19 protein-coding genes are annotated in these 22,852 nt (G+C 67.8%); 10 read left to right on the forward strand and 9 right to left on the reverse strand.

The window, feature by feature from the left end; genetic code table 11:
* Positions 1-40: 40 nt before the first annotated feature.
* The 4 genes from ADEH_RS22080 to ADEH_RS22095 form a co-directional block, all read right to left on the reverse strand.
* On the reverse strand, positions 41-2,278 hold the full coding sequence (locus tag ADEH_RS22080; RefSeq protein WP_011423320.1) for a polysaccharide biosynthesis tyrosine autokinase: 2,238 nt from the start codon (positions 2,276-2,278) through the stop codon (positions 41-43).
* The gene (locus ADEH_RS22085; RefSeq protein ID WP_232287380.1) at positions 2,278-3,372 is read right to left on the reverse strand and encodes a polysaccharide export protein; all 1,095 of its coding nucleotides are present in this window, start codon (positions 3,370-3,372) and stop codon (positions 2,278-2,280) included. The genes ADEH_RS22080 and ADEH_RS22085 overlap by 1 nt, the downstream gene beginning before the upstream one ends.
* The gene (locus ADEH_RS22090; protein ID WP_011423322.1) at positions 3,369-3,815 is read right to left on the reverse strand and encodes a low molecular weight protein-tyrosine-phosphatase; all 447 of its coding nucleotides are present in this window, start codon (positions 3,813-3,815) and stop codon (positions 3,369-3,371) included. Before ADEH_RS22090 ends, ADEH_RS22085 begins: the two co-directional genes overlap by 4 nt.
* Before the next feature lie 138 nt (positions 3,816-3,953).
* Positions 3,954-5,441: a glycosyltransferase family 4 protein gene (locus ADEH_RS22095; protein WP_011423323.1), complete on the reverse strand. Its 1,488-nt coding sequence runs from the start codon at positions 5,439-5,441 to the stop codon at positions 3,954-3,956.
* 354 nt (positions 5,442-5,795) lie between these two features.
* Here ADEH_RS22095 and ADEH_RS22100 point away from each other — a divergent pair, with 354 nt between their 5' ends.
* From ADEH_RS22100 to ADEH_RS22125, 7 genes are all read left to right on the forward strand, one after another.
* The gene (locus ADEH_RS22100) at positions 5,796-7,121 is read left to right on the forward strand and encodes a nucleotide sugar dehydrogenase (protein WP_011423324.1); all 1,326 of its coding nucleotides are present in this window, start codon (positions 5,796-5,798) and stop codon (positions 7,119-7,121) included.
* Between the two features lie 4 nt (positions 7,122-7,125).
* The gene (wecB, locus tag ADEH_RS22105; protein ID WP_011423325.1) at positions 7,126-8,238 is read left to right on the forward strand and encodes a non-hydrolyzing UDP-N-acetylglucosamine 2-epimerase; all 1,113 of its coding nucleotides are present in this window, start codon (positions 7,126-7,128) and stop codon (positions 8,236-8,238) included.
* Positions 8,205-9,455 carry a hypothetical protein gene (locus ADEH_RS22110; protein ID WP_041453772.1) on the forward strand — a complete coding sequence of 417 codons (1,251 nt, stop codon included), beginning with the start codon at positions 8,205-8,207 and terminating at the stop codon, positions 9,453-9,455. Before wecB ends, ADEH_RS22110 begins: the two co-directional genes overlap by 34 nt.
* 82 nt (positions 9,456-9,537) lie before the next feature.
* A complete protein-coding gene (locus ADEH_RS22940) occupies positions 9,538-10,035 on the forward strand; it encodes an acyltransferase (protein WP_198133802.1) in 498 nt (165 codons plus the stop codon).
* A gap of 62 nt (positions 10,036-10,097) precedes the next feature.
* Positions 10,098-11,288 (forward strand): glycosyltransferase family 4 protein, encoded by a 1,191-nt coding sequence (locus tag ADEH_RS22115; RefSeq protein ID WP_011423328.1) that lies wholly within the window; start codon positions 10,098-10,100, stop codon positions 11,286-11,288.
* Between the two features lie 186 nt (positions 11,289-11,474).
* Positions 11,475-12,143, forward strand: coding sequence for a WecB/TagA/CpsF family glycosyltransferase (locus ADEH_RS23825; RefSeq protein WP_081436949.1), 669 nt, complete (start codon positions 11,475-11,477; stop codon positions 12,141-12,143).
* 187 nt (positions 12,144-12,330) lie between these two features.
* Entirely contained in the window at positions 12,331-13,644 is a 1,314-nt protein-coding gene (locus tag ADEH_RS22125) for a hypothetical protein (protein ID WP_011423330.1), read from the forward strand.
* A 13-nt stretch (positions 13,645-13,657) separates the two neighbouring features.
* Here ADEH_RS22125 and ADEH_RS23830 read toward each other — a convergent pair whose 3' ends face one another.
* The gene (locus ADEH_RS23830) at positions 13,658-15,334 is read right to left on the reverse strand and encodes a glycosyl hydrolase family 28-related protein (protein ID WP_420042225.1); all 1,677 of its coding nucleotides are present in this window, start codon (positions 15,332-15,334) and stop codon (positions 13,658-13,660) included.
* Between the two features lie 497 nt (positions 15,335-15,831).
* Between ADEH_RS23830 and ADEH_RS22130 the strand changes: the two genes are divergently transcribed.
* Positions 15,832-16,782: a GDP-L-fucose synthase family protein gene (locus ADEH_RS22130; protein WP_011423332.1), complete on the forward strand. Its 951-nt coding sequence runs from the start codon at positions 15,832-15,834 to the stop codon at positions 16,780-16,782.
* A complete protein-coding gene (gene gmd, locus ADEH_RS22135) occupies positions 16,779-17,801 on the forward strand; it encodes a GDP-mannose 4,6-dehydratase (protein WP_011423333.1) in 1,023 nt (340 codons plus the stop codon). Before ADEH_RS22130 ends, gmd begins: the two co-directional genes overlap by 4 nt.
* Positions 17,802-17,831: 30 nt before the next feature.
* On the opposite strand, the gene rfbB is transcribed toward gmd, so the two are convergent.
* Genes rfbB through rfbA form a run of 3 tightly spaced genes read right to left on the reverse strand, consistent with a single transcriptional unit; the run spans position 17,832 to position 20,289 of the window.
* The gene (rfbB, locus tag ADEH_RS22140; protein ID WP_011423334.1) at positions 17,832-18,842 is read right to left on the reverse strand and encodes a dTDP-glucose 4,6-dehydratase; all 1,011 of its coding nucleotides are present in this window, start codon (positions 18,840-18,842) and stop codon (positions 17,832-17,834) included.
* Positions 18,839-19,405 (reverse strand): dTDP-4-dehydrorhamnose 3,5-epimerase, encoded by a 567-nt coding sequence (gene rfbC / locus ADEH_RS22145; RefSeq protein ID WP_011423335.1) that lies wholly within the window; start codon positions 19,403-19,405, stop codon positions 18,839-18,841. The genes rfbB and rfbC overlap by 4 nt, the downstream gene beginning before the upstream one ends.
* Entirely contained in the window at positions 19,405-20,289 is an 885-nt protein-coding gene (rfbA, locus tag ADEH_RS22150; RefSeq protein WP_011423336.1) for a glucose-1-phosphate thymidylyltransferase RfbA, read from the reverse strand. Before rfbA ends, rfbC begins: the two co-directional genes overlap by 1 nt.
* 160 nt (positions 20,290-20,449) lie before the next feature.
* Between rfbA and ADEH_RS22155 the strand changes: the two genes are divergently transcribed.
* Positions 20,450-21,346 carry an SDR family oxidoreductase gene (locus tag ADEH_RS22155; RefSeq protein WP_011423337.1) on the forward strand — a complete coding sequence of 299 codons (897 nt, stop codon included), beginning with the start codon at positions 20,450-20,452 and terminating at the stop codon, positions 21,344-21,346.
* A gap of 17 nt (positions 21,347-21,363) precedes the next feature.
* Here the strand turns inward: ADEH_RS22155 and ADEH_RS22160 are convergent, their stop codons facing one another.
* A complete protein-coding gene (locus ADEH_RS22160) occupies positions 21,364-22,686 on the reverse strand; it encodes a nucleotide sugar dehydrogenase (protein WP_011423338.1) in 1,323 nt (440 codons plus the stop codon).
* Positions 22,687-22,852 lie beyond the last annotated feature (166 nt).

The following is a 22,852-nucleotide window of genomic DNA, read 5'->3' on the forward strand; positions in this document are numbered from 1 at the left end:
AGCGTGGCGCGGCCCGTGGGCCACGCGGAGTCGAGGGACCCTACTTGTACGAATACTGGTAGTGGTACGCGCTCCGCCGGCCCAGGCCGCGGTCGAGGCGCACGTCGTTCATCACGATGCCGTGGACGCGGGCGCCGGCGCGGGTGAGCTGGCGCAGGCCGGCCTGGATCTCGCGGATCGGGTGCTTGCCCGCCTTCACCACGAACAGGTTCACGCCCGCCTGGCGCGCGATGAGCGCGCCGTCGGCGACGGCGAGGATGGGCGGGGTGTCCACCACCACGAGGTCCCACTTCGCCGACAGCTCCTCGAGCAGCCGCTGGAAGCGCTCCGAGCCGATCAGCTCGGCCGGGTTGGGCGGGATGGTGCCGGTGGTGAGCAGGTGGATGTTCTCGTGCTCGGTGTCGCGGAGCGCGCTCGCGAGCGTGTGCTCACCGCTCAGGACGTCGGTGAGCCCGGGGGCGCGATCGCCGCCCAGGAAGCGGTGCAGGTGGCCGCGCCGGAGGTCGGCGTCCACCACCACGACGCGCTTGCCCGCCTCGGCGAGCAGGACGGCGAGGTTCGCGGTGACGAACGACTTGCCGATGCCCGGCGCCGGGCCGCCCACCGTGAGGACGTTGGAGGTCGCCTCGAGGAGCGCGAACTGCACGCTGGTGCGCAGGCTGCGGAGCGCCTCGACCGCGAGGTCGTTCGGATCGGTGCGCGCGAGCACCGGGTGCTTGCCGGTGCGCCCCGCCGCGCGGGTGGCGATCACCTCCGCCTCGCTGTGCGGCACCGCGGCGTGCACGCCCACCCCGGTGGCCCGCTCCAGCGCGTCCGGATCCTCGACGCCCTGGTCGAGCGCCCGGCGCACGAACGCGAGCGCCACGCCGCCGGCGAGGCCGAGCAGCAGCGCGAGCGCCACCACCGCGCCGCGCTTCGGCGCGACCGGCTTCAGCGGCACGAGCGCGGCGTCGAGGATGCGCACGTTGCCGACCGTGCCCTCCTTCACGACCTTCAGCTCCTGCGCCTTGTTGAGGAGCGTGAGGTACAGCTCGTTCGCGACCTTCACGTCGCGCAGGCGGCGGGCCGACTCCAGCTCCGCCTCCGGCAGCTTGCGCATGCGCGCCTCGAGGTTCCGGCGCTCCTCCTCCAGCCGGCCCATCTTCTGGCGGGCGGCGATGAGCAGCGGGTGGTCCTCGGTGAAGCGCTGGCGCAGGGCGGCGATCTCGAGCTGCAGCTCGGAGGCGGCCTTCTCGATGTCCACCGCGCGGGTGAGCGCGGCCTGCGTCTCCATGGAGACGTCCACGCTGCCCTTGGCCGAGCGGTAGGCCTCGAGGTCGCGCTCGGCCGCGTCGAGCTTGCCGCGCAGCTCGGGGAGCTGCGTCTCCAGGAACTCGAGCGTCTTCTCGGCCTCGGCGCTCTTGCGCTCCACGTTCTGGCGCAGGTAGGCGCTCGAGAGCGCGTCGAGGATGGCCGCGGCGCGGGCCGGGTCCTCGTCCTCCAGCGCGAGCTGGATGACGCCGGTCTTCTTGCCCTTCTCCGAGATCCGCAGGCCCTCCTGCAGGTCGGCGATGGCCGCGTCGCGCGGCTGGTGCGACACCCGGAACTGCGTGCCCGGGCGCGCCACCAGCTCCGCCACGAACAGCTCGGTGCGCCGCCCCGAGGCGGCCGCGCCCACGGCGCCCTCCACCAGGAGCTCGCCGTCCGGATCGAGCAGCGCGAAGCGCCCGCCCTCGCGGGCCTCCAGCGTGAGCGCCTCGCCCTCCAGCTCCTCCGGCACCGCGAGCCGGCCGAGCGTGAGCTTCTCGCCGCCCCAGCCGAAGCGCCCGAAGCCCGGCAGCGCCGAGGCCGGCGCGTCGCCCTGGTGGCGGCGCGCCAGGAAGCGACCGACCACCGGGAAGCGCCGCGGCTCGGCGGTGATCTCGAGCTTCAGCGCGTCCACGACCGAGCCGACCAGCGAGCGCGAGCGGAGGATCTCCATCTCGGTCTCGGCCGGCGAGGCCTCGCTGAACAGCGCCGAGAGATCGCCCAGCGCCCCGGTGCCGCCCTTCTTGTCCTCCACCTGCACGAGCGCGTCGGAGCGGTACACCGGCGTCGCGAGGAGCGCGTAGGCGACGCCGAGCACGAGCGCGACCGCGGCCGCGCCGGCGATGAGCCAGCGCCCCTGCACCAGCACGTCGAGGTACTCGGCGAGGCTCACCTCGTCGCCGTCGCCGGCGTCGTAGGCGGGCTCGGGCGGCGGCGCGCCGCGCTGCTCCGGGAGCATCTCCAGGGCCGGACGGCCGGGCTTCGGGGTCATCAGTACGCTCCCGTCCGGTTGCCGACGTCCACCGTCTGCCAGATGCCCTGCACGGTCGGGAGGATCTGCGTCATGACGCGGTTCCAGTCGGTGAGCTTGTACTGCGAGACGAAGACGACGTCGTACGGCTCGAGCTGGAACTGCACCGCGAGCAGCAGCGCGTCGGCGCTGGAGGCGTCGAGCTTGAAGACGCGCGGCGCCTCGTAGCGGCCGCGGAGCACGTAGACCTCGCCCGGGTTCGAGGTGATCGGGTCGAAGCCCTCCGAGTCGCCGATCGCCTCGGCGAGGCTCATGCGCCCCTTCGCCATCAGCTTGGAGGAGGGCTTGCGCACCTCGCCCAGCACGAAGACCTTGTTCTGCTCGCGGCTCGGCACGTTCAGGATGTCGCCGTCCTGCAGCAGCCAGTTCTGCGAGACGTCGCCCTCCTCGTAGAGCGCCTGGAGGTCGAGCGCGTAGGTCCTGCCGGCGCGGGTGAGCGTGACGCCGCGGGTCCAGGCGTCCTTGGTGAGGCCCTTCGCCGACGCGATGGCGTCCTGCACGCGCACCGGCACGTCGGTGACCGGGAGCGTCGAGGGCTGCACCACCTCGCCGGTGACCTGGAAGCGCTTGCCGCGGAACGCCGCCACGCGGACGTCGAGCTGCGGGTTCGCGACGTACTTGCGGAGCCGCTCGGTGAGGAGCGCGCGGATCTCCGGGAGCGTCTTCCCCGCCACCTCCACCACGCCGACGTGCGGGTAGAACATGGTGCCGTCGGCGTTGACCGGGTTGCCGGTCTGCTCCGGCGGGCGGTACTCGCCGGCCGGGATGGTCAGCTCCGGGTGATCCCACACGATGATGGAGAGGACGTCGTACGGCGCCACCCGGTACTGGTAGCCCGCGAGCGTCTCGGCGAGCGGGTCCGCGGGCCGGGCGCCGGCCGCGCGGGCGCGCGCCCCCGCCTGCTCCACCAGCAGCGCCGGCGTGATCGGCAGCACCTTCACGTCCGCGCCCTGCTCGCCGCGCCCCTCGAGCGCGGACTCCTTCATGTGCAGGCCCGGGGAGATGTGCGAGCAGCCGGACAGCGCGACGGCGAACAGGAGGACGCTGCGTCTCACGAGACCTTCCACACCTTCTCCTCGAAGTCGTCGAGCCCGCGCTCGATGAGCGCGAGCGCGCGCTCGAACGCCGGGCGGCCCTGGCGATAGGGATCCGGCACGTCGAACGCGCCGAAGCGGCCCAGCCGCTGGACGCGCCCGCGCGCGCCCGGGGCGATGGCCTCGACCTCGCGCCGGTGGCCCTCCTCCATCACGAGCACGAGGTCGAAGCCCGAGAGGAGCGCCGGGGTGAGCTGCCGGGCCCGGTGCGCCGTGAGGTCGAGCCCGCGCGCCGAGAGGAGCTCGCGCGCCGTCTCGTCGGCCGGGCGGCCCACCAGCGCCGCCACGCCCGCGGACTCGACGCGCGCGCCGGCCCGCCCCTCGAACCGGGCCCGCAGGAGGGCCTCGGCCATCGGGCTGCGGCAGATGTTGCCGACGCAAACCATGAGTACGCGGTCGAGCATCGTAGGGGGGCGAAAGAAGCCGGGTTTTACCCCACGCTGCGCGTCAAGTCGAGCCGGCCGGGCGGTGAGAGATTCGCCCCTACAGTGGCCGCCCACCAAAGGCGGCACGCCTGCATGCCCCCGGACGGTCAGTGCGGCTCACGCCGAGCGCTGGTCCCTCCCGGCCTGCCGCGCATTTCCGATGGCCCGCCGCAGCCGGACCCGGCTGCGGATGCGCTCCAGCACCGGCTCCACCTCGCGGCACAGCAGCTCGACCGCGATCTCGGTGTCGCGATCGACCTTCCTCCGACCGTCGGCCCAGCCGAGCAGCAGCTCGTCCCCGGCCGAGCGCTCGCCTCCGATGCCGAACGTCGCGCACGCGAGGTCGCTCGCCGCCGGCTCGGCGCCGCTCGAGTAGAGGCGCCGTGGCCCGCCGTGGGTGCCCAGGCGGAGTTGCACCTCGCGGGCCCTCAGCGCCCGCGCGGCCGGCTCGATCGCGCGCCACAGCTCGTCGAAGCTCTCGGCCGCATCCAGCGCAGGGCGCGCCTGCAGCACCGCCTGGCGCATGGCCGCGTTCCGCTTGCGCGCCTCGAGCACCTCGAGCGCGTTCTCCACGCGGAAGAAGCCGAGGCGGTACAGGCCGCACGCCGACAGCGTCGCGAGCACGAGCAGACCGCCGAACGCCTGCGCCGGGGTGGCGTGCGCCAGCGCGATGGCGGTGCAGCCCAGCAGCACGGAGGCGCCGTGGAGCACGAGCACGGTCTGGCGGTGCGTCAGCCCGAGATCGAGCAGGCGATGGTGGATGTGGCCCCGGTCCGCCGAGAACATCGGGACGCCGCGCGCCGCGCGGCGGCTCATGGCGAGCAGCGTGTCGGCGATGGGCAGGCCGAGCGCGACGATCGGGATCAGCAGCGAGACGGCCGTGGTGGACTTCTGGTGGGTGCCGATCGACAGCGTCGCGAGCACGAAGCCGAGGAACATGGACCCCGAGTCGCCCATGAAGATCGACGCCGGGTTCAGGTTGTAGCGGAGGAAGCCGAGCACCGCGCCGGCGAGCACCGCGGCGAAGAAGATCATGCCCGGGCGCCCGTGCTGCGCGCCCACCGCGACGGTGGTCGCCAGGGCGACGACCGCCACCCCGCCGGCGAGGCCGTCCAGGCCGTCGATGAGGTTGAGGGCGTTGATGATGCCCGCGATCCAGAGGAGCGTGAACGGGAACGCGAGGAAGCCCAGCTCGAGGTGCGGTCCGAACGGATTCGCCAGCGTCTCGATGCGGAAGCCGGACCAGTACATGGCGGCCGCGACGCCGAACTGGACCGCGAACTTGGTCCGGGCGTTCGCGCCGCGGAGGTCGTCGAAGATACCCAGCGCCGCGATCACCGCGCCGCCGGCCAGGAACGCGCCCGTCATGACAGGCGAAGGGGTGAAGCCGGCGATCGGACCCATGAGCCGCGCCAGACCCACCGCCCCGAAGAACGCCACGATGATGGCGATGCCCCCGAGCCGTGGGACAGCCCGGCCGTGGATCTTCCGCGAGCTGTGCGCCACGTCGAGCGCGCCGCGCCGCTTCGCTGCGTCGCGAACGAGCGGCGTGGCGACCAGGCTGATGGCTGCGGCGACCGAAAATCCCAGGAAAGCGGCGTTCAACGGCGCTCTCCCACCCGTGCGCCTTCGGCGCCCGGGCCCACCCCAGTGCACGTCATGTTTCGGGCATTCCTCGGTTGCGACCGCCGGGTTACCCCGCGGTCCTAGTTCTCTACGTCAAACCTGACCCGATGACCAGTCCTGCTGAACTCCGTGGAGTGCAAACGTGACACCACGTGTTCGACCACGGACGGTGTGTACTTCTCATCGGGGACGAGCGCTGGTGGGTGAGCGAGCATCGCCCGCTCATCGTCGTCTCCGAACGGACATTCGCCTCTTGCGGAGTCGTTCGCGCCGTCTTCCCTTGACCCCTGCGTCGCGCCTAGACTCGCCGCCCTCTCAACTTCCAGGGGCCACATGAGGACGCTGCTCACACACATCTCCAACCGCTCGGCCCACGTCGGCGTAATCGGTCAGGGCTATGTCGGACTGCCGCTCGCACTGGTATTCAGGGAAGCCGGCTTTCGCGTGACAGGCTTCGATGTCGATCCGAAGAAGACCGACGCGCTTCGACGTGGCGAGTCTTACATCAAACACATCGGCGCAGAGCGCGTCTCGGCGGCAGTCGCCAGCAAACAATTTGACGCCACGACGAACTTCGATCTGCTCGCCGAATGCGACGCGATCTTGGTGTGCGTCCCTACGCCGCTCGGTCTCCACCGCGAACCAGACAACTCGTACATCCACCGCACCGCGCGCGAAATCGCAAAGCGACTGCGGAAGGGGCAACTCGTCGTCGTGGAATCGACCACCTATCCCGGCACCACGGACGAGGAAGTGCAGGCGATCTTCGCGCCGACGGGCCTGCGAACGCCCGACGATTACTTCCTCGCGTTCTCGCCCGAACGTGAAGACCCGGGGCGTAAGGATTTCTCGACCAAGTCGATCCCGAAGGTGGTGGGGGGCGTCAATTCCGCCTCAACCGAGGTCGCGGCGGCACTCTACTCAGCAGCGCTCGATCGCGTGGTACCCGTGTCCTCGTCTCGGGTTGCGGAGTCCGCGAAGCTGCTCGAGAACATCTTCCGCTCGGTTAACATTGCACTCGTCAACGAGCTCAAGGTCATTTTTGATCGCATGGGCATCGATGTTTGGGAGGTGATCGAGGCGGCAAAGACGAAGCCGTTCGGCTTCATGCCGTTCTATCCGGGACCCGGGCTAGGGGGCCACTGCATCCCGCTCGATCCCTTCTACCTGTCGTGGAAGGCAGCTGAGCATGGTGACTGGGCGCGATTCATCGAGCTCGCCGGCGAGATCAACACCAGGATGCCTCGCTACGTCGTCGACAAGGTGATGCGCGCGCTCAACGATGACGGGAAGGCGCTCAAGGGAGCGCGAGTGGTCGTCCTCGGCTTGTCGTACAAGGCCAACATCGATGACGACCGCGAGTCGCCCTCCTACGAGATTCTTGAACTCCTGAAGGACTCCGGCGCCGTCGTCGACTACTGCGACCCCTACTTCCCGGCAACACACAAGACGCGGCGCCACGACCTTGGACTCGTGACGATCCCGTGCACGGCCGAGGCCTTCTCTCGCTATGACGCAATCGTCCTTTCGACCGCTCATGACTGTTTCAAGGATCCCGCCCTGTACGAACGCGCCACGCTGGTGGTCGATACTCGCAACGTCATCGGGCCGCTCCTGGCGAAGCGGCGCGCCGGCGCTCCGCGACTGGTGAAGGCCTAAGGTCATGAATATTCTGCACGTAGTCGGTGCTCGACCCAACTTCATGAAGATTGCGCCGATAATGGGCGCCATCGCTCGCGTGGGCTTCGCGCGGCAGAGGCTTGTTCATACCGGCCAGCACTACGACGCCTCGATGTCCGACGTGTTCTTTAGCGACCTCGGCATGCCGCGACCCGACATCCATCTGGGAGTCGGCTCCGGCTCGCACGCGGAGCAGACCGCGAAGGTTCTTGTCGGATTCGAAGCGGTATGCAGAGACGAGCATCCCGACCTCGTCGTCGTGGCCGGAGACGTGAACTCCACGCTAGCTTGTGCGCTCGATGCGGCAAAGCTCTGTATCCCTTGCGCGCACGTCGAGGCAGGCCTTCGCTCGCGCGACATGACGATGCCCGAGGAGGTCAATCGCCTCGTAACAGACCGCGTCTGCGAACTCCTCTTCACACCATCGCCTGACGCTGACGAAAACCTTCTGAAGGAGGGCACGGACCCGGCCCACATTCACCTCGTCGGAAACGTCATGATCGACACGCTCATGGCACACCTGCCGAAAGCGCGCGCTACCGGCACCCCCGAACGCCTCGGGGTGCTACCGGGGTCCTACGCGGTCATGACGTTGCACCGTCCATCCAACGTGGACGACCGAGATACGTTCGCCGGGCTGCTGGACGCAGTTGCGCACGTTCAGCGATTCCTGCCGGTCGTGTTCCCGGTACATCCAAGGACCCGGAGCCGTTTGGATGAGTTTTCGCTCACCCCTCGGCTGACGCAGATGTCCAACGTCAAGCTTTGCGCGCCCCTGGGATACTTGGAATTTTTGGGCCTGACTTCTCAGGCGAAGCTCGTCCTCACGGATTCGGGCGGACTCCAGGAGGAGACGACGGCACTCGGCGTGCCTTGCCTAACGCTCAGGGAGAACACCGAGCGGCCCGTCACCGTTACGCACGGGACGAACACCCTGGTCGGCACGGACCCGCAGGCAATCATCGGTGCGGCAGATCGTGCGCTCGCGTCGCGCTGCGCGCCTCGCTTCGTACCGCTGTGGGACGGGCACGCAAGCGATCGCATCGCGAGCGTCATCCAGTCATGGTGGTCGGCATCCGCTCGAAGCGTGGCGTGAACCCCGTGTCGTTGCTCCTGCGGATCCGGGATCGACTCCCACTCCTCGTCATCCTCGGTGGTGCGGGCGGCGTCTTCGTCGCGAACGTAGCTGCAAAGCGACTTTATGCGCCAGCCGACTTCGCAAGCTGGGCGTATCTCAGCACGCTCACAACGCTATTCTTTTCGTTCTCGCTGTTCGGAACTGAGCAGCTCATCATCCGCTCTGCTCGCGAGCGCGACGGCATGTTCGAGTTGCCAAAGCGGACAACGGCTCTGATCCTCGGTGCGTGTGTTGTGTTCGCCCTGGCGTACGTCACCCTGCTTGATGGCCGCCTGTTTACGTACAGACTTGGCTTCCTCGCCATCCCGACGCTGGGATGCATTGCAGCGATACAGGTCGTGCATCAGGTGGAGCGCACTCGCGGCCGTCTACTCGCGTCTCAGCTTGTGCTGAACGGGTGGAAGCTACTGATGCTGCCGCTCGTCACTGCGTCCGTGATTTTCGAGCGCCACCCTGCCGAATTTGCGGTTGTCGGCGCGCTCGCGGTTGGTCTCATCGTGTCGGCTACGGTCTTGTACGGAGCACGTCATTCCGTTCGGGTCGCGCCCGTTGCGACGGACGTCGGCAGCGTCGCGGTGCCATTTGTCCTCTCATTAGGACTCATGGCGCTTCTCAACACCGTAGACCGCTTCACCCTGGAGAAGATCCACTCTCCGACGGTCTTCGCAGAGTACGTATATGCCGTGACGATCCTCTCCACCCCATTCACCATTCTCTCCAGCTACTTCGGGTTCAAGGAAGCCGTGCGGTACCGGAAGCAATACTCCAGGAACGGCGTTCGGAAGGACGCGCTGCGAACGGTTGCCATTTCGGCCTTGCAGGTCATCGCATGGTCCGTTGCCTGTTATTTGACGAGGCAGCTCTCCGGTCTGACATTCGATCTGTCGCTGTGGATACTTCTCGGGATTCTCTCTGCTGTACGCTGCGGGTACGGAATCCTGTCCGCTGCTATGGGTATCCGAGGCACCGCTTCAGCGATTTATTGGTCCAACTCGATCACCGCCATCAGCCTGGCGGCGTTTGGGTTCACGGCCATACTCCTCCGCGTGCCAGTGATCGCCGTGGTCGCGGGTTATGTTCTTGTCTGGGTTCTTCGCTTCGTCGCCTATTTCGTCTTCTTGACCGAGTCCGCAGACGTGATGCGGTCTGCGAACGCTGAAGGCGAGGCGGCGTAATTGCAGAGTCGCAACCCTGAACTGCGATGCGCACCGGGCTTTCGTCATGGTCATAAAGGTACTGTTCGAGATCAAACTGTGGGTGTTCTGGTTCGTGAAGTCTGTTCCCGGGAACATCGGTTGTGCGCTCCGTCGCGCGGTGCTGCCGGCAGCGATCGCAAAAGGAGCCAAGGTCTGGGATGGCGTTCAGATTGACATGCCCTCGAAACTCCGGATTGGACTCAGAACGTCCATCAACCGCGGCACGATTTTGAACTGTGGCGGAGGCATTACGATAGGTGACGACGTTCTGATCGGGCCGGACGTCATAGTGTATTCCCAGAACCACAACTACAAAGACGCATCCCGACTGGTCGCTGAACAGGGCTATAGCTTCGCTCCCGTCGTGATCGGTGATGATGTGTGGATCGCGGCCCGCGCCGTGATCCTGCCGGGGGTAGAGCTTGGACGGGGCGCCGTTGTTGCGAGTGGCGCAGTCGTGACCAAGAACGTCCCGCCCTACACACTCGTCGGAGGCGTCCCCGCCCGCGCCCTCGGACGTCGAACGTCCGACAGCGATCCTCAATCGTCCACGACCTAATCACCGCCGCCAATGTTCGGCAGCGCTCGCGCCGACTGTTTGCGCACCTGGTCCTCCACATCATGCACAAAGTTCTGCACGTCTTCTATGAGTTCCTTCCGCATATCAACGGATCCTGCGTCCGAAGCGCGGGCCTGCTCGGCGGTCAGCGGGCGCGGGGGATTCCCGTCGCGGCCATCTCCTCTCCCTTTCAGCCCGGATTCGGGCCGAGCGCGGTGGAGGACTACAACGGGATAACCCTATATCGCTGCTATCGTCCCGGTGCCCCTACAGTTAAGGACGCCGGTTCGTCTTTGATGGACAGGATCCGTAAGGTCGTCCTCTTTCCGCGCTTTGTTCTTCGCGTCAGGCGAGCTGCTCAGCGGGAGCGCGCCACCGTGTTGCACGCGCACAGTACGTTCTACTGCGGCTGCGCCGCCTACCTCGTGGCCCGTTCGCTGGGCATCTCCTACGTTTACGAGTTTCGCTCCATCTGGGAGGAACGGGCGCGAGCACTCGGCCTGCTGTATCGCCTCCAGGCGCATGTCAGCGTCTGGCTCGAGACCCTGTCTTTGCGCCTCGCGGATCGCGTCGTGGCGATCAACGAGGGGCTCAAGGCGGAGATTGTGTCCAGGGGCATTCCCGCTGAGCGCGTTACGGTTGCACCGAACGCGGTTGACGATGACGTGATCGAAACCGGGAGCCACCTGTCTCCGCCGCACCGAGCAACACGGTTCGGATACGTAGGCACCTTTTACGCCAACGAGGGTCTAGACTTACTTGTCGAAGCATTTCACCGAGCATTCGCTCCTGGCGTCGATGCTTCTCTAGTGTTTCACGGTTCCGGACCGTTCGAAAGTCAGCTTCGACAGGTGATCGAACAGACCGGTGACTCGCGGATTCGCGTATGCGGTCCGTTCACACGCCCAGAGGTCGAGTCCGTGTATCGGACGATCGACTGCGTCGTGCTTCCGCGACGCGCCACGAGGTTGAATGAGGTGGTTACGCCGCTGAAACCTCTGGAAGCGATGGCGTTCAGCCGCTTGGTTGGCGTGAGTGAGGTCGGCGGCTTGCTCGAGGTAGTTGGCGGGCGTGAGCACGCATGGACGTTTCCGCCGGACGATGTTGGCGCGCTCTCCACCCGGCTTCGGGCCGTGTACGACGGGCAGATTGATGCTGCAAGCGTCGCGGCTGCCGGGCGAACGTTCGTAGTCCGTCATCGAGGCTGGAAGGCCGTGGCTGCCGCCTATTCTGCCCTCTATTCAGGACTGTGAGTTCGCGTGCCTAACTCAGTTGACGCGCACTCCCGCGCGAAGCCGGGAGAGACCGACGCGTGGGTCGCCGGCATTCCCTTGTGGCTCCCGTCGGCAGCCGAGTTGAGGAAACACATCAACGCTCGCGTTCTTGCGCGGGCGGACGCATCACCTGTTCGCCTTTTCACCATCAATCCTGAGATCGCGATGCTCGCCGTGCGTGATCCAGCCTATCTTGCGACCATTCAGAGTGCCGAATGGAATGTTGTGGATGGGTCGGGCATCGCCGCCGGGATACGACTCCGAGCCCTCACTCACCGTGGTCGGCGGCTTCCCCGCGAAGACCTGCGCCGCCCCGGAGCCGACCTCATCTGGGACCTTGCTTCGGCGTGTTCAACAGCGGAGCGCGCCCTGCTCGTCGTTGGCGGGCAGCCCGACCGCTTGTCGAAGGCCCTAGCTCGCCTCCGTTTCGCGCTTCCAAGCCTGGTCGTTGAAGGGATTGCGCCGCATTTCGGACAGTCTCCCGTCCCCGATGAGCAGCGCGAGATCGAGGCTCTGATCGATGGCTTGCGCCCGGCTGTAGTCGTCGCGTGTCTCGGCGCGCCGAAGCAAGAGCGCTGGATCGAGGCATCCTTCGATGCGCTCCACCGGGGCGACGTCCGGATCGCGGCGGGACTCGGCGGCACAGTTGATTTTCTGTCCGGAGACGTTCCGCGAGCGCCTGAGTTCGTTCGGCGCGTCGGGTTCGAGTGGCTTTACCGACTGTACGTCGAGCCTTACCGTTGGCGGCGGCAGGCACGCGCGCTTCCTGCATTCGCTTTGCGTGCGGTTCTCCAGCGCGACTTCATTCACGTTTCGCACAGGGAGGGCGGATAGAGGCAGCCGAGCGTATTCGCGCCGACACGCAAGTCGGTCTCATCCTCGCAAATCCACGCGTCCTCCAAGGAGCGCTAGTTGGCTGCCGCCGGGCTCGTCGCTCTCCGTGCGCGCCAGTCTTAGTGGCAGGAGCGGCCTTGCTCAGACCTATGCTCAACATGACCGGCTCTGGTAGGCTGCGCGTTCCGTGACTATCCGGCTCAAGGCCGGCGGCATGCGAATGCTCGGCCGCTTCCTCCAATACGTTCTGCCACCCGTGGCCCTCGTGGTTGCTGCGAGAGCCGACACTTTCGTCACCGCGTATCTCGCGTTTGCATTAGTTGGCGTGCTGACGAGTTTGTCGGCCCACCGGGAGGGCCGTCTCCTTATCCTGGCAACCACCGGCTATCTACTCGTCGCCCTTTTGAACATATCTACGTGGCGTGGCCGCATTGAGCCGCCGACGGTAGCGATGTACGCGGCCGCACTCTACGCTCTCCATCTGCCTTTCTTGCTTCTTCCGCGCCGGCGCCGGCTCGCTATCGCGCCCCTCCGCCCCAAGGCAGTCGTGCGCATCGCCCTGGTCGGGCATTTCGCTCTGGCGCTTGGCGCCGTGTGCGTGGTGTACGCAACGCGCGGGATCATCGTCCTGCACCAAGAGCTCCGGTTCGGACTCCCTCCGGCGCTCCTCTACCTTGCGTCGTCAACGCTTCCGATCGCCGTTGTTGCGCCATTCTTCTTTCCTGACACCAAGCATGCGTGGATGCTCGCTTCGGTTGCGATGCTGCCGGCACTTCTCCTTGGCGTAAGAGGCACCCCGGTGGTGGCAGCCTTTGGCTTTGTCCTTGGAAGGCTCTACGTCCGACCGATGATGCCCACCAAGACCACGCTCACGAAGACAAAGGCACTAGTCCTCCTCGGACTCGTCGGTCTTTCCGTTATCGCGCTTGGCTTCCATATCCGGCGCACGGCGAATCCTGACCTGGAAACGCCCGAGCGACTGGCGCGGCTATATTTTGACGACCCCGACGAGTGGTGGGTGCTGCCTGTTATGCCTCTATATTTGGGAGTCCGCGAGACGGTCGGACTTACAAACGCCATAATTAGCAACCGCATCACGAACGACGTGAACGAGTCGCCACTCTTTTTCGCGGACCTTTTCACCGTGTTGCCAGGCGAGCAGCTCGATGCTGGTCAGAGCATGGGTCGCGTGTTCGGCTCGACGGACGGCGGCGGGCTGACACCGGGCCTACTCGGCGGTCTCTATATCGACTACGGAGTCGCAGCCTTGGGCGGCTTCTTCATCATCGGTGCCATGCTGGCTGCACTGGCTCGGTGTGCCTCGTTCTACTGCAGATGCGTGCCTCTATACATTCTGGCACTCACGCAGGCGATTCATCTGTTCCACCGCGGCTTTCTGAAGCCCGAGTACTTTACTTCCTTAGCGATTGCTGGCTTCTACGTGTTGCTCGCAACGCGAACGGCGGGCGCACAACGCAGCGCTCCGCCAGTACCGCGCTAGGCGGATCGCTCGCTTACGGCCGTATCGTCTCAGTTCCGTACTGGTCTCCGATAACCGTTCCGTCAGTATCGCCTGAAGGGCGTCCTCGCTTTACCCTCAATCGACCGCTCGCATCGACCCAAAATCGATACTGTCCCAGGAGCAGCGGCACGCTTCCGTTCCAGGCACTGTCGAACGCAGGCGGCGCCTTCGGGGAGACGGCGGGGCGGTCACCGCCAACCTCGAGGAGTGCCGCTCCGTCGGCATCTACGACTCGGAGCACGCCCTCATCTCTAGCGGGGCCGCTCCGCCCAGGCGCATGCTGCTGAAGTTGCTTCCGGAGCGTTCCCTGCTGCATTACAACCGTCGCCGGGCCCAGGGTGACCGTCCAATGTTCGCGGCCCGCGAACCCCACCCCATCCACCCAGTTTGTCGATGCGGCCGCCTCGTCGAATGACACGACGGACGATACGGCTACGTGCGACGGATCCATTGGACCCAAGCTCACTTCCGCGCTGTTTCGCTGTTGGCCTGCCGAGGCGCGCCCATCGAAGCGAACCCAAGTTTTCCACGGTGCGTAAGCGACGATTGGGCCTGCGCGACAGTCGCTAGCCACACCAAACTGGATCGCTGGATTCATGAAGTAGTCTGTATTGCGGCCGAATCCGTCGGGTTGACCTCTTGCGTTCATGTACAGGCGGGGTTGAAGTGACTGCACGTTGAACGGCAGAGACGAACCGGAGGCCCTTCCGCCTTCAAACGACACGGCCGCGCCTGTGATTCCCTCAAAGGTGGTTCCGATGTCCCTAGAGTTGCGAACCCATTCTCCGTACCGGATCCCTGCGTTTGTGCGCGCGCTACCGTTTCCGGAGTCCTTTATCATCGTCACTGACGCCCCAAGTAGCGTCAGTCCTTGGACGCCCGCGCGCGTCCCGATCGCGAAGCCCGCCGCATGGCTGCTAGAGGTGGAGCTCATGCCCCTCGCTCCACCCCCGATGACCTGGGACTCGAACAAGCCGTCAAGTAACCACGCCGCTGACCTCACCCAAGGGCCGCCGATAACCCACACATTCCTGAACTGGACGCCTTGGTTCTGGTAGACATCGGCCGCGCCACCCAGATTGCAGGACTGATTGGTGGCCACACCTGGGACGGTGTGTTGATTCCGTACGACGACGTCCTCAAATGCACTACCATCGCGCAGTCCGTAGGCTTCGAAGCCTGTGACCGCCTGCGCATTCCCGTCGAGGGTGAGCGATTTCAACTGCACCGTCGTCACGTTCGCGGTCTGAACGCACGGCGCCCCTTGTTTTCTGCCCAGTACAAATAGAGCCGAGCCTTCGAACGGCGCCATTGCCCTGACAACGGTTGCGCCCGGGCCATCTCCCGCAAAGTTCACATTTGAGGCTTCTGACGCCACAGTTCGCGAAAGGTCCCAGACACCTGCCGGAATGCGAATGAGTCCGTGTCCTTCAGCACTTGCCGCTCTGCGCGCCGCATCGAACGCAGGGAAGTCGTCCTCCCCGTCGGACGGTACGGCCCCGTAGTCAACAACGCTGAATGCCTGCGCGCGCGCCGGGGTAGCCGCCGCGCAGTTCGTATTTTGGCCCGACGGGGGTTCGTTTCCCGCTGCGAGCACGCAGCCAGGGATCAGAAGTGCAAGCACCCATGCACGTGAACGGTACGAAGCCGCGGGCAGGTCCCTCATCATGGCTTTGCTCCAATCGATCACCGTGCCGGACACGGCTACCGCGTCCAACGTAGTCTCGCGCCGCTAGTCCGGGGTGTCGAATCCGGCCCGCAACGCGGTCCGCGGAGTCATGCCAACGCCGTACTCCCCCTCGCACTACCTCCGGAACTCGTCGCAGAGAATCGCATGGATATGTGCAGCTTGCGGGAGGCGACGAGGTTCTATGCCTCCCGACCGTGGTGGTGCTCGAGCGCGGCAGTCGTCCTCGACGTGATCCGCTCGCGCAGGTTCGGTCGGCCCGTAGACGGGCAGTGGGCTGGTTCGGAGTGCGTTCGCGGTCGTGAGCGGGGATGAAGTTGCGCGGGCCACTCGGTTGGATACCCATGCGCTAGGTCATGGGGCCGGCGGGCGGACGGCGGGAAGCTCCGCCCTCGATCATCGCCGGTAGCCTCCGCGCCCAGGTGGCCGGTGCCTGCCGCCGTTGACCCGCGCCCCCGCACCCCCTACGCTCCGCCCCCATGAGATTCGACTGGTCTTCCGAGCGCGTCGTCGTCACCGGCGGCGCGGGGTTCCTCGGCGGCTTCGTCCAGGAAGAGCTGCGGCGGCGCGGCGCGAAGGACGTCTTCGTGCCCCGCTCGAAGGACTACGACCTCGTCCAGATGGAGGGGGTCCGGGCGCTCTACCGCGACGCCAGGCCGACGATGGTCCTGCACCTCGCCGCGCGGGTGGGCGGCATCGGGGCGAACCGCGACAACCCGGGCAAGTTCTTCTACGACAACCTCATGATGGGCGTGCAGCTCATCGAGGTGGGCCGGCAGGTCGGGCTGAAGAAGCTGGTCGCGCTCGGCACCATCTGCGCGTACCCGAAGTTCTGCCCGGTGCCGTTCAAGGAGGAGGACCTCTGGAGCGGCTATCCGGAGGAGACGAACGCGCCCTACGGCCTCGCCAAGAAGATGCTGCTCGTCCAGAGCGAGGCGTACCGGCAGCAGTACGGGTTCCACTCGGTGGTCCTGTTCCCGGTGAACCTGTACGGCCCGCGCGACAACTTCGACCTGCGCACCTCGCACGTCATCCCGGCGCTCGTCCGCAAGTGCGTCGAGGCGCGCGAGCGCGGCGACGGGCAGATCGTGGTCTGGGGCGACGGCTCGGCCTCCCGCGAGTTCCTGCACGCGCGCGACGCGGCCGAGGGCATCCTCGACGCGGCCGAGCGCTACGACAAGTCCGAGGCGGTGAACCTGGGCGCGGGCTTCGAGATCAAGATCCGCGACCTCGTGCCGCTCGTCGCCCGGCTGTGCCGCTTCGAGGGCGAGCTCGTCTGGGACACCACCAAGCCGAACGGCCAGCCGCGGCGCATGCTCGACACCTCGAAGGCCCTGCGCGAGTTCGGCTGGAAGGCGCGCATCGGGTTCGAGGACGGGCTGCGCGAGACGGTGGAGTGGTTCGAGGCCAACCGAGGGAGCATCCCGTGAAGAAGGCGTTCATCACCGGCATCACCGGCCAGGACGGCAGCTACCTCGCGGAGCTGCTGCTCGAGAAGGGCTACGAGGTCCACGGCATGGTCCGCCGCTCCTCGTCCTTCAACACGCAGCGCATCGACCACATCTACCAGGACCCGCACACCCCGGGCTGCCGGCTGTTCCTGCACTACGGCGACCTGAACGACAGCTCGTCGCTCAACCTGCTGCTGAAGAAGCTCCGCCCGGACGAGATCTACAACCTGGGCGCGCAGAGCCACGTGCGCGTGTCCTTCGACGTGCCGGAGTACACCGGCGAGGTCACGGGCCTGGGCGCGACGCGCCTGCTCGAGGCGGTGCGCGAGCTGAACCTCGCCGACACCCGCATCTACCAGGCCTCGTCCTCGGAGATGTTCGGCGCCTCGCCGCCGCCGCAGAACGAGGCGACGCCGTTCTACCCGCGCAGCCCCTACGGCTGCGCCAAGGTCTACGCCTACTGGATCGGCGTGAACTACCGCGAGGCGTACGGGCTCCACGTCTCGAACGGCATCCTCTTCAACCACGAGTCGCCGCGGCGGGGCGAGACCTTCGTCACGCGCAAGGTCACCCGCGCCGCCTCGCGCATCAAGGTCGGCCTCCAGCAGAAGCTCTACCTCGGCAACCTCGACGCGAAGCGCGACTGGGGCTACGCGAAGGACTACGTCGAGGCGATGTGGCTGATGCTCCAGCAGCCGAAGGGCGACGACTACGTGGTCGCCACCGGCGAGGCGCACTCGGTCCGCGAGCTGTGCGAGGCGGCCTTCGGGCACGCCGGCCTCGACTACCGCCAGTACGTCGAGATCGACCCGCGCTACTACCGCCCGACCGAGGTGGACTACCTCCTCGGCGACCCGTCCAAGGCCGCGCGCCAGCTCGGCTGGAAGCCGCGCACCAGCTTCGCCGAGCTGGTCCGGCTCATGATGGAGTCCGACCTGGAGCTGGCCGAGCGCGAGCTGCGCGCCGGCGCGGGGCCGGCGGTGTCGCGGCACGGGTAGGGGCGCGGCGCTGGCCGCCCGCCCCGACGGCTACCCTCGCCCGTACTGCGTCTCGTAGTACGTCAGGTACTCGCCGGAGATGATCCGCTCCCACCAGGCGCGGTGCTCCCGGTACCAGCGGACCGTGTCGCCGAGCGCGGCCTCGAAGTGGTGCCGCGGCGCCCAGCCGAGCTTCGCGCGCGCCTTGGTCGCGTCGATGGCGTAGCGGCGGTCGTGGCCGAGCCGGTCCTTCACGTAGGTGATGAGCGTCTCCGGCTTGCCCACGTGGCGCAGCACCTGCTTCACGATGTCGATGTTGTGCCGCTCGCTCGACGCGCCGAAGTTGTAGACCTCGCCGTCGTGGCCGTGCTCGAGCGCGGCGAGCAGCCCGCGGCAGTGGTCCTCGACGTGGATCCAGTCGCGCACGTTCATCCCGTCGCCGTACACGGGCAGCGGGAGGTCCCGGAGCGCGTTCGCGATCATGAGCGGGATGAGCTTCTCGGGGAACTGGTAGGGCCCGTAGTTGTTGGAGCAGCGGGTCACCACCACCGGGAGCTTGAACGTGTGCGCGTACGCGAGCGCGAGCAGGTCGCTCGACGCCTTCGACGCCGAGTAGGGCGAGGACGGGTCGAGCGGCGTCGTCTCGGTGAAGTAGCCGCTGGGACCGAGCGAGCCGTACACCTCGTCGGTCGAGACGTGCAGGAAGCGCTTCACGCCGTGCTCGCGCGCGGCCTCGAGCAGCACCTGCGTGCCGCGCACGTTCGTGTCGATGAACACCGCGGGCGCCAGGATCGACCGGTCCACGTGGCTCTCGGCGGCGAGGTGCATCACCGCGTCGATGCGCTCCGTGCGGAAGACGTCGGCCACCAGCTCGCCGTTGCCGATGTCGCCGCGGACGAAGCGGTACTGCGAGCTGCCCTTCACGTCCGCGAGGTTCTCGGCGTTCCCGGCGTAGGTGAGCTTGTCGAGGTTGACGACGCGCCAGCCGGGCCGCTCGGCGAGGAGCAGCCGGACCAGGTTGGAGCCGATGAAGCCGCAGCCGCCGGTGAGGAGGACGTTCACTTGGAATGCTCCGGGCCCTCGAACACGGCCGCCTCGCGGAAGGACCTGCCGCCGGCGTCCTTCGCCGACACGATCGGCGGTGCGCCGCCGGTGGGCCAGTCGATGCCGAGGGCCGGGTCGTCCCACCGGATGCAGTGCTCGTGCTCGGGGTGCCAGTAGTCGGTGATCTTGTAGACGAACTCGGCCTCGTCGGAGAGCACGAGGAAGCCGTGCGCGAAGCCCTCGGGGATCCAGAGCTGCCGCTTGTCCTCGGCGGAGAGGGTCTCCCCGGCCCAGCGCCCGAACGTGGGCGAGCCGCGGCGGAGGTCCACCGCCACGTCGAACACCTCGCCGCGCGTGACGCGCACGAGCTTCCCCTGCGGGTTGGGGAGCTGGTAGTGCAGCCCGCGGAGCACGTTGCGGGTGGAGAGGCTGTGGTTGTCCTGCACGAACTCCACGTGCCGGCCCACGGCCGCGTCGAACGCCCGCTGGTTGAAGCTCTCGAAGAAGAAGCCGCGCGCGTCGCCGAAGACGCGCGGCTCGACCACCAGCAGGCCGGGCAACGGGGTGGCACGGGCGTGCATCAGAACACCCGCGTCTCGAGCAGGCTCCGCACGTATTGACCGTACGTGGACTTGCCGAGCGCCGCGGCGCGCTCCTCGAGCTGCGCGTCGCTGATCCAGCCCCGCCGCCAGGCGACCTCCTCCGGGCACGCGATCTTGAGCCCCTGCCGCTTCTCGATGGTGGCGATGAACTGCCCCGCGTCGAGGAGCGAGTCGTGCGTGCCGGTGTCGAGCCAGGCGTAGCCGCGGCCCATGATCTCGACCGAGAGCTGGCCGCGCTCGAGGTAGAGGCGGTTGAGGTCGGTGATCTCGAGCTCGCCACGGGCGGAGGGCCGGATGGTGGAGGCGAGCTCGACCACGTTGTGGTCGTAGAAGTAGAGGCCGGTGACGGCGTAGCGCGACTTGGGCTTCGCGGGCTTCTCCTCGATGCTCACCGCGCGGCGCTCGCCGTCGAACTCCACCACGCCGTAGCGCTCGGGGTCGGTCACCGCGTAGGCGAAGACGGTCGCGCCGTCGGTGCGGGCGTCGGCGTCCCGCAGCACGCTCTGCAGTTCGTGGCCGTAGAAGATGTTGTCGCCGAGCACCAGCGCCGAGGGGCCGCCGCGCACGAAGTCGGCGCCGATGACGAACGCCTGCGCCAGCCCCTCCGGCCTGGGCTGCACCTGGTACTCGAGCCGGAGCCCCCACTGGCTGCCGTCGCCGAGCAGCTCCTGGAAGCGCGGGGTGTCCTGGGGCGTCGAGATGACGAGGATGTCCTGGATCCCCGCCAGCATGAGCGCGCTGAGCGGGTAGTACACCATCGGCTTGTCGTAGACCGGCAGGAGCTGCTTCGAGATCGCGAGCGTGGCCGGATAGAGCCGCGTCCCGGCTCCGCCCGCGAGGATGATTCCCTTGCGCCTGGTCATGAGGTCGTCTTCCGCAGAGTACGGCCGCGCGCCGGCTGGGCGGCGCCACGGACGGCCAACCCTACCACCGGCAGCGGCCTTCATGCCCGGGAGGCACGATGCCCGCGCCGGGTCGGGCGGGCTCGTTTGCCGCAGCGCGGATCGGCGGTAGGCTCGCCCCGTGCGCATCGCGATCACCGGGGCGAACGGGCTGCTGGGCGGCGCCGCGGTCACGCTGGCCGTGTCGGGCGGTCACGAGGTGGTCGGCCTCGGGCGCGGCCCGTGCCGGCTCGCGCCAGGGCGCTTCGCCTGGGCCGACGCGGACCTGTCGGACGGGCGCTCGGTCGAGCGCACGCTCCTCGAGCTCCGGCCCGAGGCGGTCCTCCACGCGGGCGCCATGACCGACGTGGACGGCTGCGAGCGCGAGCCGGAGCTCGCCTGGCGCGCGAACGTGGGCGGCACCGAGCAGGTGGCCCGCGCCTGCCGCGCCCTGGGCGCGCGGCTCGTGGCGGTCTCCACCGACTACGTCTTCGACGGCACGCGGGGCCGCTACCGCGAGGACGACCTGCCCAACCCGCAGGGCGCCTACGCGCGCACGAAGCGCTGCGGCGAGGAGGCGGCGCTCGTGATCGCGCCGGACGCGGCGGTGGCGCGGGTGGCGGTGGTGTACAGCGGTCGGCCGGGAGCGAAGGCGACCTTCGCCACGCAGGTGGTGGAGAAGCTCTCGCGCGGCGAGCCGGTGAAGGCGTTCTCGGACCAGGTGGTCTCGCCGACGCTCGCCGAGAGCGCGGCGGAGATGACGCTCGAGCTGCTCCTCGAGCACGACCTCCGGGGCGTGCTCCACACCGCGGGCGCGACCGCGCTCGACCGCGTTGACTTCGCCCGCCGCGTGGCGGCGCGCTTCGGCCTCTCGGGCGAGATCGTGCCGGTGAAGACCGCCGACGCGAAGCTGCTCGCGCCGCGGCCGCTGCGGAGCGGCCTCGACGTCGGCCGCGCGATGGCGCTGCTCCGGGCGAAGCCGCTCGCGATCGACGTCGCGCTGGACCGCTTCCACGCGCAGTGGGTGGCGCGGGGGTAGCCCGCGCCCGCCCGCTGCTACGCCTTCACCACCCGCGGCCCGCCGCTCCCCTGCACGAGCGCGGGGAGCATGTTGCGCGTGTCCACCACCAGGCGCACGCCGCGGAAGAGCTTCGGGTCCTTGAACAGCTCGTGCGCGGTCGCGACCACCACGGCGTCGTAGGACGCGAACGTGGCGGCGTCGAGCGGCACCGACGAGAGGCCGAGGTCGTGCTTGCGGGTCCGGTGGGTCTTCGGGAAGTACGGGTCGCAGTAGTCCACGTCGGCGCCGCCCTCGCGGAGCAGCTCGATGATCTCGTACGAGGGCGACTCGCGGTCGTCGTCGATGTTCGCCTTGTAGGCGAGCCCGAGCACCAGCACCCGCGAGCCCTTCACCGACTTGTGGTCGCCGTTCAGCGCGTCGGCCACCTTCTGCGCCACGTACCGCGGCATCCGGGTGTTGATCTCGCCGGCGAGCTCGATGAAGCGCGCCCACTCGCCGTGCTCGGCGGCCTTCCACGAGAGGTAGAACGGGTCGAGCGGGATGCAGTGCCCGCCGAGGCCCGGGCCCGGGTAGAACGGCATGAAGCCGAAGGGCTTCGTGGACGCGGCGCGGATCACCTCCCACACGTCGATGTCCATCCGGTCGAAGATCACCTTCAGCTCGTTCACGAGCGCGATGTTCACCGACCGGAACACGTTCTCGAGCAGCTTGCAGGACTCGGCCACCCGCGCGCTCGACACGGGCACCACGTTCTCGAGCGCGGCGCCGTACAGCGCGGCCGCGGCGCGGGTGGACGCCTCGTCCACGCCGCCGACCACCTTCGGGATGGTCTTCGTGCTGAAGTCCTTGCGGCCCGGGTCCTCGCGCTCGGGCGAGAACGCGAGCAGGAAGTCCTCGCCGAAGCGGAGCCCGCTCTTCTCGAGCAGGGGCTTCACCTCCTCGTCGGTCGTGCCGGGGTACGTCGTGGACTCGAGCACCACGAGCTGCCCGGGGCGGAGCTGCTTCGCGATCTTCTCGGCGGTGGAGTGGATGTACGAGTTGTCGGGCTCGCGGTGCGGGCCGAGCGGCGTGGGGACGCAGATGAGGATCGCGTCGCACTCGCGCAGCCGCTCGAAGTCGGTGGTGGCGGTGTACTGGCCGCTCTCCACCGCGGCCTTCACGCGGTCGGGGCCGATGTGCTTGATGTACGACTCGCCCCGCGAGATGGCGGCGATCTTGGCGGGATCCACGTCCAGCCCCAGCACCGGGAAGCCGGCCTCCCGGAACACCAGCGCCAGCGGCAGCCCCACGTAGCCCTGGCCGATGACGCCCACGCGCGCGGTGCGCGCGGCGATCCGCGCCTCGAGTTCCTTGATCACGCTGTTCCCCCTGCGGCCGGCCCAGCGGGCCGTGCTCCGTCTCGTCCCGGGCGCCCGCCTGCGTGGGGGGGCCAGGGACGGCCGAACCTACCACCGGGGGCGGGGGGTTTCATGCCGGGGAGCCATGGTGCCCGTAGAGGGTCGGAGGGCGCCCGTTTGCCGCAGC

It is taken from the genome of Anaeromyxobacter dehalogenans 2CP-C, assembly GCF_000013385.1.
Taxonomy (GTDB): Bacteria; Myxococcota; Myxococcia; order Myxococcales; family Anaeromyxobacteraceae; genus Anaeromyxobacter; species Anaeromyxobacter dehalogenans_B.